Genomic DNA, 15,240 nt, shown 5'->3' with positions numbered 1-15,240 from the left:
TTAATTTTGAAAAAAATTAAGGGGATTTTTTTGTTAAAAATTTTTTTAGAAAAATATTTATATTTATAATTTATTTTAATAATATAACTAAAATCCGTTGACTAAAAATTTGTAAAGAGCTATAATTGTTATAAGTGAAAGTGTCTGAATTTCTAATAATTTAAGACAAAAAAAGAAAATTTATAAGCGAATGCTTTAATAAAATACACTAGAAAAATAAATTAAATATTTTCAAATATTTAATAAAAAAGAAAATAAAAATTAGAAATTTATCAATATTAAATAAAGGAGTTATTATGAAAAAATTAGCAAGAAAAATGATGTCACTATTGATGGCAGTTTTTATGGTATTACAAGTAATCTTGCCAGCCTTTGCGACAAGCTCGAAGGCAGAAGATGAAAATCCAAATTCCATAAAATCGGTCGACAAGCTCGAAGATGATCCCGACTTAGACCTATCAATCAAAAAATCACAGGAAATTTACGACAAAAAGAAAGTCGAAAAAGACCAAGACAAATTCACCATAGCCGTAAGTATTCCAGATACAAACTCCAAATTTAGGCTTGTAAAAAGAAATGACCTAAAATTATTTGATGATAATTATTTTGAAACAAATGAAAAGGCAAGCAAGGAATATTGGCGTGTTAAAGATATGCTAAATGACCAAGGACTTGACCTTGATTTAGAAATAATTGAAGATGAAAACGGCTTTAAATTAATAACAAAAGAAGAATTAGAAAAAGATACAGAAAATCAAACAGAAAATCCTTATGGAGAAAACTATTCATACATAGACTTTAAAATAATGGATGATTTTGATTTCAACGAAAAAGGAAATCAAAAATTATTAGACGAAGATAAGCTAATATTTAACCTAGAATTCCTTCAATACGAATCACTAGATCCAGAATACAATCTTTATGAAAAAGACCAAGAAGGAAATTTGAAAATCAAAAACCAAGGGGATATCTTTGCCCTAATAGTTGATGATAAAAAATCTTTGTATGATACAAAAAAACTAGAAGAAGATTATAACAATTTAAAATTATATAAGGAAGAAAAATTACAAAAAGAAGCTGACCAAAAGGCACAAAAAGAGGCAGAAGAAAAGGATAAAAAAGAGACGGAAGAAAAACAAAAAGAAGAAGAGGCGAAAAAAGCCCAAGAAGAAAAAGCCAAAGCAGAAAAATCTTCATCAAACAAAGAAGAACAATCAGAAAACTCCAAAGAAGAATCAAATAAAGAAAAAGAAAGCAAAACAGAAATAAAAGTAGAATCAAACGAAACTTCAAATGAAACTTCAAATAAAGAAAAAGAAGAAAAAACGGACTCAAACAAAGAAGAAAAAGATTCTACAAAAGAAGAAACAAAAACACAAGAGAAAAAAGAAGATACAAATAAACAAGAAAACAAAAAAGAAACTGAAACACAAACAAATAAAACAAAAGAAAATTCTCAAGCTAAAACACAAGAAAAGTCAGAAGAGAAAAAAGAAGAAAAACAAGGCTTGATGCCAAAATTAAGAATGCTATTTTTGGGTCAACCAGAACCAGCAAAAGCTTTAAAATCAGCTCCAACAAATAGCACACTTAATCTTGATGGAAAGAAATTTACAATAAATACTCGTTTTGATACATCAACTGCAGTTGGACCAATAAAAGCTGGTCAATACTTTATAATTCATTTAGATGAAAAACTTACAGTAAATGATGAAAATTCACTTGAACCTATCAAATATAATGGAAAAATTATAGCTACACCAAAATACAATAATGACAATACAATTACCTATACTATAAAAGAAGATATTAACGAAAATATTAACGTCCCATTAAGTATTCCAGTAGACTATAATACAGAAAAAATAAAGCTTGATAAGGACGGAACGTTCACAGTAACTAACAAAGTATCAGGACTTGGAGTAAAAGCACCAAAAGATTTAGTTCCACAAAAAATCGATAAAAATGGTAATCCAGCAGGATCAATCATAGAACCAGGAAGGAAAGATATAACCCAAATAGTTGACTCAAGTAAAAACTATAGATTGGATATTGACTCAGTGGGTAATCCAGTCATAGAAAACGGGGAAATGGTTGGAATAAACTGGGTAGTAAAAATTGAATCTGACAAAGATTTGAAAAATGACCTAGGTATGAAGATGAACTTCACTCTAGTAGAAGGTTCAGGACTTAAGGAAATCGAAAGCATTACTTCCAGTGATGCTACTGAAGATATCCAAAATAATGATGCCATAAAAGGCAAAACAGGAATAGTTGATTCAAAACACTCTACAATAAATCAATCAACAAAATCCTATATGTATACTATCTATACACCTATAAGCAATAGACAAGCTGACTATGTGTTAGATATTTCTACTATTCTTACTAAAGATTTGACTAATGGTCAGCCATATGTCGGCGCAGTTAGAAGTGTAATGGATAAGGGATATCCAAAGGACAAAGTAGAACAAGACACACCTACAAGAGTAGGTATAAACAATCGTACTACTATAGAAGGTAAATTTTTATCAAACACAAAGGCTCAATGGACTATAACAGATGGAGTGTGTACATTAGATAAAAATAATGGCCTACCTTTAGAAACTAGAACTCTTAAAGGAGCAAATATAAACTCCGGTAAGAGAGTAGTTTATGGTGTAGATACAGCTACTGGTATGATGGTAGTAAAAGAACAAGAAAAAGGCTTAACTTCTATTCCAGATAAGGAAACTGATCCTGATACTTCCCAAGCTGTAGGTAACATTGGCGTATATCAATTTACACACGACGTAGATGAATCAACAACTCCAAATTCTTATACTATGGCAGGAGTTAAAATATCAAAATTCCAAGACCTATATATAGACCAAGAATGGAACTTGCCAGTAGAAGGCATGACAATGCCAGCTCAAACATTTATCGCAAAAGATGACGCTGGAAAGCAAATAGCTGAGAAACACGTAGATGCAGGTGCAGAGGGAGAAAACCAAAGACTTGTTGTAGTGCCTAACGCTAGATATTGGAATATCGCAGATGATGGAACAGCCAATAAAGTTGGTCATAAAATAAGTCAAAAATTTGATAGTCCACCAGTAACACAAGGTGGTAAAACATATAAGTACAACGAAAATGCCAACTACTATCAAATCGATACAAAGAGACAATATATTCACAACTCTGCTATCGATACAACAAAACCAAAACCTGTTACATTTACAGTAGTAAAAGTTGATAGTAAAGACCCAAGTAAAAAGCTTGCTGGAGCAAGATTTAAATTACTAGGTGATAATCAACTATCTATAGTTACTGATGACCAAGGTAAGGCAACATTTAATAATGTACTTCCTAGAACTTACACTCTTATAGAAGAAAAAGCTCCAGACGGATATAAGCTTGACCAATCACAAAAGACAATCACCGTAGCAGAAGATGGAACAATCAGTGTAGATGGTGGCAATATCCAGCTATCAGGTGGCAAGAATGTGACAAAACTTGTCCAACACGACAGTGCACCTAACTGGCCAGACTATATGAATGCTATGCATTATGGCAAGATTAATGATAATGGCGAAGTTGAGTTCTACCTATACCTAAAACCAGAAAGCAATAATGGGGGAGATGGTACAAATAGGGATACAAGACTTAACATTTCTATTCCAGGTGTAGACATTACGGATGTAACAGCATATGATGTATCTCCAGGCTATAGAAATACCGTTAAATACAGCATGGAACAACAAAATATCGATGGATACATTCCTTTACTTGGAGATAATGTAATAGATGCTGCAAATAATAACAAAATTACAGGAACTTCTAATAAAACTGATCCATACACAGGAAAAACTGGTTACCAAATCTACTTCCCACAAAAAAGATTTGAAAATGATTGGGGATTCTTAGTAAAAGTAAAAGCTAATATTGGAGATAAACAATCTGTAAGCTTAGACTATGATTGGTTGACAGATAAAGATACAGCTGGACAAACAAAACTTACTCAAAATGTTATTATTAACAAAGCAAGTGGAGAAGCTGGAGAAAATCAAATTTTAGTAACAAACGAAGAATTCACAAAAAGTCCAATTTCTATTACAAAATTTGGAGACGAATTTGATAATGACGGAAATAGAAACAAACTTAAAGGAGCAGAATTTGTTCTAAAAGATAGCAAAGGAAATGTAATTGCCAATAAATTTACTGACAAAAATGGTACAGCAGACTTTGGTAAGTATCCACCAGGAACATATAGACTAGAAGAAGCTCAAGCTCCAGATGGCTACCAAAAAAATGGTGTATACTTTGAAGTTGTAGTTGATGACCAAGGTCAAGTAACTTATACCGCAAGATTTGAAGATGGGATTGGTACACCAGAAGTAGGTCATGATTACTATATAGAAAAAGGTGAAGAGACAGATACTTCAAAGAAGGCAAAAGTAACAAATGTTAACCAAAGACTTGAATACCTAGAAAACGAACCAGGAGATATTGGTGTAAAAACAGGAGTATGGGAAGCCTACAAATTTGAATCTTTAAAATACCACGCTGACATTACTTTGTCAGATTCAGCTCCAGGTACAAGATTTGAAATTCAATTCGATAGAAACCTTGACTTTACCCAATACTTTTCTGATTTTCCTAAAATTGTTATAGATGGAGTAGAAGTTGCAGATCCATATTTCGATTATGACACCAACCTATTGACCTACGTATTTAATGATAAATCAAAAGGAGGACCTGCTACAGCATCAATAAACCTTAGAGGTATAATTCCAGATAAGTATTATGCTACAGAATCAAAGACATATCCATTTACTATAAAAGTAGCACCTGGAGTAGATGGAGTTGGTGGAAATCCTGTATTAACTGAAAAGATAAATGCGGATTATGGACCATACGACTCAGGAACAAGGAACTCTAACCAATTCTACTACTTTAGAGATGTATACCAAAAAGAAGATGGAGAATGGTATGTAACAGTCATGGCTTATCTAAATCCTATGGGATTTAATTATGGTTCTAAGACATCAAGCTTTAACTGGATAACAACTGACTTCCAAAGCGATCAACAAATTGCTAGATGGTCTGGTAAGGGTTATGATCCTCTCTATACTTTGCAAGATGTAAAGGTATATGGAACTGATTTTGCAGCATATAGAGAAAATGAAGTTTGGAAAAACCCTTATATGCCACCATCCTTTGGTGTAAGACCAGAACAAGACCCTAATATTTATCACTTGCTGGCACACCAAAGAATAAATCCAACTCAAAAACTATATATAAGAGAAAATGATGTAACAATAAATTATGATCCTAAAGAAATTAAAACAAGTGGAAGAATTGATTTAAATCATCCTTTAAAGATAACGACACCATCTCCAAGAGATAAAGGTGGTTATATAATAGAACAAACCTATAAGATTACTGATATAGATCAGTTTAACAAAAAATGGAGAGCATTCCATATGACTGATGGTAATCTCGAATCTGCCTTTGCATCTAAAGCGAATGTCAACACGGCCATAGGTGATCAAGCTGGCGGAGAAATTCCAAAATATTACAAGGAAATAATTGGTTTAATAAACAATAAATACACTCCAGGAAGCTTCAAACTTACAAAATATGATGAAACAAATCAAGAAAAGAAACTTCCTAATGCAACTTTTGCATTGACAGATGAAAATGGAAAAGTAATCTACAGAACATCTAATTCTAAAGGTGAAGTTGATTTTACTAATATCGCCCCAGGTAGATACTCATTAGAAGAAACTAAAGCGCCGGATGGTTATAGGCTTACTAACAAAAAATGGCAAGTTACAGTCTTAAGTGATGGTAGCGTTAGGATAAGAGAAACATCTATAACAGGCGAAAGTAAGTTGTACACTGGAAATGAAATTAAGATTCCAGTTGCCAATAAACCAGTTGGACAAAAGTTCAGGGTTTACAAGAAAGACGGAAAAGGCCAACCACTTCCTGGAGCGAAATTCAAAATTACAGATCCAGATGATTCAACTTTCTCAGCTGAAGCAACATCAAGACCAGATGGTATTGTTGAATTCGATGCTACTCTAGTAGAAGGCAAGAATTATATACTTCAAGAAGTTACCCCACCAACTGGATACAATCCACTTAATAAAAAATGGGTTCTAAGAGTAGAAGATGGCAAGACAAAAGTCTACAATTATTCAGAAAACACAGAAATCGGAGAAGTAGAAAAGTCACTTATTGGAGAAGAAGGTACAGAATGGGTTGATGTTAAAAATAGAAACACATCAGGCTGGTCAGACTATGACAATAGATGGACTGGTTGGGCAGCTAATAGCAAAGATGCCAAACACTTGGGTACTAGGATTATTGCTATAAATAAGAAAGAAAAATATGTAGTTCAAAGATATATAATAAACCCAGAAGCAAAACAGACTGTAGGAGTAGATGGTATAACAGCAGCCACAATCCACAGAGAAAAACCAGAATATCCAAATATGGATTGGTACAAGGGTGATGAAGATATAAAAATATTCACCCTAGAAGCCAAAGAAGGTGGCAATACTGATGGCAAGGTTACTGGTCTAATATCTGACTTAAGACTTGCAGCTTATGAAGTAACTGAAATTACTGATACAGTAAAGAAAACTACCGACAATTCTCATCATGGAGAAACTAGACTAAAACTAGACCTACCAGCTACAAATAAGCCAATAGTAGTTGACGTCAAAGTACCTTACAAAGACGAAAACGGTGGAGTTGGTACTGGTATGGACTGGAGAGAAGGTAACACAACCTACTGGAAGTCCGACTACTACGAAAGAGTATCCGACATCAAAACCGCAGGCCTTGTAAGTAGTACAGGCGGAACTATAGTTGGTTCATATGTAGCAGAAGGCTCACTCGATGTAACAAATAATCTAAAAACTTATGGCTTTAAGATTAAAAAAGTTAAGGAAGATAAAACTACACCAATTCCAGGAGCAGTCTTCAAGTTAAAAGGCCCAGGTGAAAGTCCAGACGAAAGATTTATGACAACCGACAAAGACGGAATGATTTCTTTCAACGATCTAAAACCAGGCACCTACACCCTAGTAGAAGAAAAACCAGCCCCAGGTTATGAAAAGAAAACCACTACTTGGACAATAAGAGTTGCACAAGATGGAAAAGTATATATAAAAGACAATAGCAAAACTGCTAATGCAAACAATGCAAGTTTTGAAGTCTCCACAACAGAAAAATCAGCCACAAATAATCTAATGAGAAGATTAAAAATGGCAGGAGCGAATACAGAGCTTGAAATCAGTGGAAATCTAGTAGATGTACTAAATCCATTAAGGGCTGAAAGTGATTGGGAAGTTGTAGATCCAGCTAGGTCAAATCAGCCTGATAATAGAAGTGATTCTTCTAATGTTAAGACAAAAATCACTCAAATAAACAAGGTAGATGGAAAGTATAGACAAATATTCCTTGTTAATTTAGATAATAGGGATATGACTTATTCTAAATTTGACTTCCACGCACAACCTCCACAAAGTAGTATCATTGGTGTGGGTGCAACGAAAGCTCCTAACGAGTCATATAACTTCAGGATTGTAAGTATAAAGTCAGTAACTGAGGACTCTACAATTGATAATATTAAATATGATGGTGAACGCTTTGGCTTCAAAGAAGCTAAAAATACCAAGTCTGATTCATATAAAAGATTTAGTGTTAAGCTAGATACTGGATATACTAAAAAAACTTTGGCAGTTGAAGTAGAATACACTTATCCAAAATCAGGCCCTATAGGTGTAGGTATGGATTACTATGCTTATAACGGCGCACCAAAACAATGGGCTGCTGAAAAGTATAACGGTGCAGGAGATATTAATTACACACAACTAATAAAAAATTATAATTTGAATATCCTTCCTTCGCAAAATGGTTCGGTAAAATCAGAAAAAACAAGTGATATTGAAGAAAAGGAAAGTATTACACTAGAAGTAAAACCAATTGATGGATATGAACTAGAACAATTAAAAGTTGATAGAAAAGATGTCACTAAAGATGTAAACAATAATCAATACACTTTCGAAATGCCAAACCACGATGTGGATGTTCAAGCAAGTTTTAAAGGAAAAACTTATAGTGTAACTTACAATGTTCAAAATAATGGAACAGTTACAGCAAATCCTAAAGATAATATAAAAGCTGGAGATACTGTAACTCTTACACTAAATCCAATTGATGGATATATTTTAAAGTCATTAGAGGTTAATAGCGGGGCAGGACCTGTTGCAACTACAAAAGTAAATGACACAACTTACACATTTAAAATGCCAGCATCTGATGTTGGAATCAATGTAAGTTATGAAAAACCACAAGCTTCAACTTATAATATTAATGTTGATGAAAATATACAAAACGGTGCAATAAGTCCAAGTGTTAATTCAGCAACAGTTGGTACACAAATCAACTTGACTGTTACACCAAGTGAAGGTTATGAAATCGAAAGTGTAACAAAGGATGGAAGTCCAATTACAGCTGATGCTAATGGACAGTATAAATTCACAATGCCAGCAAGTAACGTGACTGTATCTGCAACATTTAAGAAAACAGAAACGCCAGACCAACCAGGACAAGGTGAAGTTGAAATAAAACCTGGCGAATTTGCTCAAATTACCAACAAGCAAACTGGTCTTGATCTTAAGATTTACAAGAAAGACAGATACGACAGGAAGCTTGAGGGTGCTATATTTACTATCAGAAAAACTGATGAAAATTATGAAAATATAGACAAAGACTTTGGAGTAAAAACAGGAACATCAAATGCAGAAGGTCTTGTAGAATTCAAAGATGACAAAGAAAACATTATTAAACTACCAAAGGGATATTATGTAATTGAAGAAACAGCAGCCCCATTAGGCTATAGAAAAGCAAATGCTCCTTGGAAAGTAAAAGTTGTAGAAGAAAATGGACAACTAGTTGCAAAATACAAAGGACCAAAAGAAACACCACAAAGCTTTATTGAAAAAAATGAAAATCTTGGCATAAAAGAAGCAAATGGTGTAAAATACTCAACAAAAATCACTCATATTGATACAGAGTCAAGAACATTTATCCAAAGAGTATATATTGATACAAGAGGAAAACAAGGAACTGTCAATGTTCAAATTAAACCAAAACATAAGAGAGAAGAAATCGACAGAGCAGGACTTCCTCCAGTAACTATTACAGAGGGTGTAAAGACAGCTTACAGGTCAACTTATAAGATAACTGGATTAGACGGAGATCCGAACGAAGCTCAAATGATCAAAATCTTAAATGATTATGACATTTCTAACCCAGATGTAACAGTTGTTAACACAGCAAGATGGAGACCATTTGACTGGGGCTTTGACGAAGACCAACTAAATCTTGAACCTGGAGTTTACTATATCGATATTGAAGGCTTCTATGATACTTCTATTATTGATAGAAATGTTACTAATGAAGTAGCTATAGATAAAAACTACAACTTTACTCAAAAAGATGGAGTTACTCCAAGTGATGAACCAGTACTAAAAGATTCTTACAAACTAACAGCAGAACAAATGCCAGATGAAGATTTAGGTAAAATTGATATTGACATACAATTCTTTGATGGTGCAAGAGAATTCCAACAATTAAAAAATTCAAATGGAAAAATAGTTTACGGTGTTGTCAAAGATGAAAATGGTAAAGATGAAGCATCTTACCAAGATGGTGTAGTTACATTAAGACAATGGTTAGAAGATAATTATGGTAAAAATTATGCTGACAATTGGTTTAAAACTAAGCTACCTGGTCAAAAATATGTAAATCAACTAAGTAAAATAGTTAAGATTGGAAAAAAAGACGTTTATCAATCAGGTAGAATAATACCACCTGTTACACCAGGACAACAAGGTTACAAAGCACCATTTAGTAAAATAAGTACTAGCATGGACATCAGCTCTTTATACTCTTCAAATGCAACAAATACAGTTCCTCAAGAAGGATTAAGTATTGAAAATGATGCAGAAAGATACAACATCACATTCTCTAAACACGGTAAGGATACTGACAAAGATAGTGTAGAAGAAATCACTAAGAGAAGACTTGAAGGTGCGGTATTTAAACTTGAAAAGAGAGTAAGAGAAGGAATCTATGAAGAAGTAGAAGGATCTTACGTATCATCAGCCTTTAACGGTTACTTTGGTTTCAGAGGACTTGAACCAGGTCGTTATAGGCTAATAGAAGTCCAAGCTCCAAAGGGATACAAGCCAATTGATGGACCACTTCTACATTTCTCAGTTGAAACAGTAAGTATAGTTTCACAAAGGATAACTGACCCAAGAACTGGTGAAAACATTAATGTTAAACAAGTTAGCTTCTATTTCCCAGGAAATGATAAAGCTTACAAGTTTGAAGACTTAGAAATGCGCGATCCGACAGATAATACTAAGATTATTAAATTTAAAGATGCTAAGAATGCTGATTTGGAAACAACTAAGATAATAGATCCTACAGATTCTACAAAGAAAACAGAAGTTTCCTTAAGAGAATTGAGCATCAAGTTCCCTGGAGAAATAAAAGATAAAGATGGAGAAGTTATAAAGGATACTTATAAAATAAGTGAAATCCAAATCACACCAACTTCTAACGGCTATATTTCCCTAGAATACGATAAGGCAAATGGTGTATACCAATATATTCCAGAAAAATCATCTACTGAAAAAGATGGATTGTTGGTAGACTATGTAACAAGCGCTACTGCCAAGAACATGGGTAAAATCGTAAACGAAAAACCAGGCGAAGGTGAAATCACAGTTAGGAAAATTGACCAAAATGGTAATGAAATAAAAGCTACAGGTCAATTAGCAGGTGCAAAATTCTTGTTAACTAACAAATCAACTGGAAAAACAGAAGAAAAAACAGTTGGCGAAGATGGTACTATTAAATTTACAGGCTTAAAAATTGGTCAATACAGGCTTGAAGAAGTAAAATCGCCTGATGGATATATCAACAACAAGCAAGTTTGGAACTTCACAGTAGGTGGAGAGGGACTTGACCCATATTCAGGGGATGCACCAGAAAAAACAAGAGATGTATCAAGTAGCATAAAATTATCTGAATCTAAACTAAGTGTGTTAAATCCAGATAGTAAAAATGATGGTTTACTATCTGATACTCAAAAAGAAATGCACCCTCACCTTGGAGAGGTATTTGAATTTGACAATAAGTATACTATTGATTCTAACCTAAAAATTAATCCTGGAGATTATTTTGTACTAAAATTAAGTGAAAACATCGACCTCCACGGAATAATGGAAACAGATATTTCTAACCTTGATATAATTGCAGATGGAGTAGGTACAATTGCTAAGGCAGATTATAATAGAGAAAAAGGTACAATAACTTATACTTTCACAAGGTTTGCTGAAACTTATAACCTAGTAGAATTTTCTAATAAGCTAAAAGCCTATATCAACTTAAACAAAGTCCCAAAAGAAGGATTACAAAGCATTGAACGTGGAGTTGTTGGACATGAAATGAAGACTGATAATATAAATGTCGTATATGATTCAATGACTGCAAGAGAAAAATATCAAGCTACTGACGGGAATATGTATGAAATGACCCAAAATCACCTAAATCTTGGATCAAAGATTATTAAATATAATCCTGATACAGGTGAGTTTGTTCATTACTACTATGTAAATAGGGATAGAAGCTATACTCCAAGATCAACATTCTATTACTCATCTGACAAAAATATTGAAAACATGAATATCGAATACTACAAACTTGATGGTAGTGCAAACCTTGATGAGCTGATGCCGTTATCATTTGGTGTAAACGAAAATGACCCTAGACTTCCTGCACCTGTACAAATAAGATCTAGATCATATCTCGGTGCTGGTGAAAAAGAAAGCATTAGCTTTACCAATGGTTTAAATTCAAATTCATCATATATCTTCAAAGTTACAGGAAGGGTAATGGGAGAAGATAAATCGTCCTATGTTGCCAATGGAAAGCTTCAAATGATAGATTATCCTGGACGTTATGTAACAAGATGGGATAAACAATACTTCTTTGCAAATGAAGCTGATGCAAAAGCAGACCTAGAAATCCAAGCTGTAAACCCTGCTAATAAGATTAAGTTCAAGAAGATAAATGATAGAAATGAAGCACTAGAAAATGCAGAGTTTATAATTCAAAGTAAAGATAGTGAAGGAGAATGGAACAATTATGGTCAACCAGCAATATCAGATGAGGATGGACTCTTTGAATTTACTAAACTTCCAAAAGGTGAATATAGACTATTAGAAACAGAAGCACCAGAAGGTTATGAAAAACCTACAGAAGCTTTAGTAGAATTTAAGGTAGATGACAAAGGAGTAATCTACAGACTAATACCAATAAGAGATGAAAATGGTAAGATCAAAAAAGATGAAAATGGCAAGGCCATTACAACAGAAGTTGAAGAGCCAGGTATTATCCCAATTGACATTGTAAATACTATTACAAAGGAAATTGAATTTAAGAAAGTCGACGGAGAAGATAATTCAAAAGTTCTAGCTGGAGCAGAATTCGAAGTCTGGTTTAAGAAAGCTAAAGATGAAAAATACTCTAAGGATATTTTAAAACTTTATGAGAAGACTAATTCAGATAAAACTACCGAAAGACTTGTTCTAAAAGCCGAGGAAACTCCACCTGAAGGATTTACTGAAGTTACTAAATTTGTAACTGGAGAAGATGGAAAAATTAAATTCAAGTTCAAAGAACCAGGATACTACGCACTTAAAGAAGTTAAGGCACCAGCAGGATATATTAAACCAAGAGGTATTGTAAAAGAATTTGCTCTATTAGATGGCAAGGTTCAAACTGAACAATACAAGACAGAAATGGATGTTAAAAAGACTACTGACTTTAGCATGGCTAATGATGTATTCAAAAAATCATACACGACTAACATGACTTTGAGATTTAATCCAAATCATGAGGAAATAACTTATGTGAAAGATAAATCTACAATAAAATTGTCAGATCTACCACTTAAGTCTGAAATTTGGGATAATAGCTATAACCGTAAGCAACCTATTAGCATAACAGCTTATCTAGTAGATGGTGATAATAAAGAAACTACTACAAAGACTTATAATTTAGATTTAACAAAAGACTATAATTCTGGCACTAAAGCTTCAAAGACTATTAATCTTTACTCCTTAGTAAAAGAGTTAGAAAAACAAACTACTGATGGAGATATTAAATCTAACAAGACTATAGTATTAAAAATGAGCACATCTCTTTACCTGACATCTGAATTAGATATCAAATCTAATATAGTTATAGGTGATAAGATAAATGAAGACAGAACATTCCACATTGGAACTAAGGGTGATGATTATGTTGACCACTCTTATAAGTTCACAACATCGGAAGAAATTTCTAAAGATAAAGGAACCAATGCTTATACTCCTATCCAAATAGAAAACAAAAAACTAAGCCTACCAATGACAAGTGGTTTGAGGGCTTGGATTGGATTTACTATTATTGGACTTATCCTAATGCTTCTTGCAGCTTATTATTACAATAAGAAAAAGAACAAGGGATTGGATCTTGAAAAAAATAGTTAATCTTTAAAATTTATCTTAAATTTTGACTGACTCTTAATTTGATTTATTTCAAATTTGGGGTCAGTTTTTTTGTGAAAATTTATTTTTATTTGAAAATTTTGGGTAAGTAATTACTAGAGAAAAAAAGGAGGATTTATGTTAGATTTTACTTATGATATTCCAACAAAAATACATTTTGGGAAAGACGCTCTTGATTTTGTGGGCGAGGAAGTTAAAAAATATGCTGATAAGGTGCTTATAACTTATGGTGGTGGATCTATCAAGAAAAATGGGGTTTATGATAAGGTAGTAAGCGAGCTTAAAAATTCTGGAGTTGAAATTTTTGAGCTTTCTGGAATTGAACCAAATCCTAGGATTGATTCTGTAAGAGAAGGGGTCAAAATAATCAAGGAAAATAATATCGGTGCAATTCTTGCTGTTGGTGGTGGATCTACAATTGATGCATCCAAATTTATGGCAGCTGGGGCTTGTGCAGATTTTGATCCTTGGGAATTTATTTCCAAAGGAAAGCCAATGAGCCCTGCAATTCCACTTTTATCAGTTCTTACTATGGCTGCAACTGGTTCTGAAATGGATAATGGCGGGGTTATTACAAATCCTGAAACAAAAGAAAAACTTTCATCAGGCCATCCTGACACTAGACCAAAAGTTTCATTTTTAAATCCAGAAATCACATATTCTGTAAATGAATTCCAAACAGCTTGTGGTTCTAGTGACATTTTATCTCACATTTTTGAATCTTATTTTAATGTTGATGATTCAATGTTTATGCTTGATAGAATTATGGAATCTTTGATGAAAACTGTAATAAAATACGGTCCAATTGCCATGAAAGATCCAGAAAATTATGAGGCAAGGGCAAATCTTATGTGGGCATCTTCTTGGGCAATCAATGATTTTATTGCAAACTCTGCAAAGGCTGCTTGGACAGTTCACCCAATCGAACACGAACTTTCAGCCTTTTATGATATAACCCATGGTCTTGGTCTTGCGATTTTGACACCAAGATGGATGGAATATGTTTTGAGTGAGAAAACTGTTCACAAATTCTATGATTTGGGAGTAAATGTTTTTGGTATTGACAAAAATCTTGACCAAATGGAAGTTGCAAAAAAAGCTATAGCAAAAACAAAAGAATTTTTCTTTGAAACCCTAGGACTTGATTCAAATCTTAAAGAAATCGGTATAGATGAAGAATATTTTGACCAAATGAGCAAGAAGGCTTGTGGCAAAAATGGAAAAATAAATGGTTTTGTTGAACTTCACCCTGAAGATGTGAAAAAAATTTACCAAATGTGCCTTGAGGATTAAAAAATTTGACAAAAGGAAAAATCCTTGCTAGAATAAAAAACAAGTTAGAAGATTAATAAACCATAAAACGAGAAAAGTAATTTAGCAGAGTTTTCAAAGAGAGTTCCGTAAGCTGAGATGGAATAAAACAAAGCAAAAATGAAAATGGCCTCCGATGGGCTTGTTCGATATTTAGGACAAGACGGTTTCTCCCGTTACAGAGATAGGATATGAATGTATCTGAAGCGGCATAAGATATATGCAATTAAGGTGGTAACGCGGAAAATTTCGTCCTTATTATAATCATTTGATTATAGTAAGGACTTTTTTATTAGAAATTTTT

General features: G+C 33.2%; 2 protein-coding genes and 1 other annotated feature. Both genes read left to right on the top strand.

Annotation, left to right across the window (positions count from 1 at the left end; translation table 11 throughout):
* The first annotated feature begins 296 nt into the window (after nucleotides 1-296).
* Nucleotides 297-13,607: a SpaA isopeptide-forming pilin-related protein gene (locus BN3265_RS07800; RefSeq protein WP_058991015.1), complete on the top strand. Its 13,311-nt coding sequence runs from the start codon at nucleotides 297-299 to the stop codon at nucleotides 13,605-13,607.
* Between the two features lie 135 nt (nucleotides 13,608-13,742).
* Entirely contained in the window at nucleotides 13,743-14,918 is a 1,176-nt protein-coding gene (locus BN3265_RS07795) for an iron-containing alcohol dehydrogenase (protein WP_058991014.1), read from the top strand.
* A 55-nt stretch (nucleotides 14,919-14,973) separates the two neighbouring features.
* Nucleotides 14,974-15,196, top strand: a binding site (T-box leader).
* Nucleotides 15,197-15,240 lie beyond the last annotated feature (44 nt).

It is taken from the genome of Anaerococcus rubeinfantis, assembly GCF_001487145.1.
In the GTDB taxonomy this organism is placed as follows: Bacteria; Bacillota; Clostridia; order Tissierellales; family Peptoniphilaceae; genus Anaerococcus; species Anaerococcus rubeinfantis.
The sequence above is the reverse complement of the archived record's forward strand: the minus strand, read 5'-3'. Positions and strand labels throughout refer to the sequence as shown.

Bases quoted from the DNA above. Each gene is read 5' to 3' on its own strand.
- BN3265_RS07795 (WP_058991014.1), top strand. From the start codon at position 13,743: ATGTTAGATTTTACTTATGATATTCCAACAAAAATACATTTTGGGAAA.
- BN3265_RS07800 (WP_058991015.1), top strand. From the start codon at position 297: ATGAAAAAATTAGCAAGAAAAATGATGTCACTATTGATGGCAGTTTTT.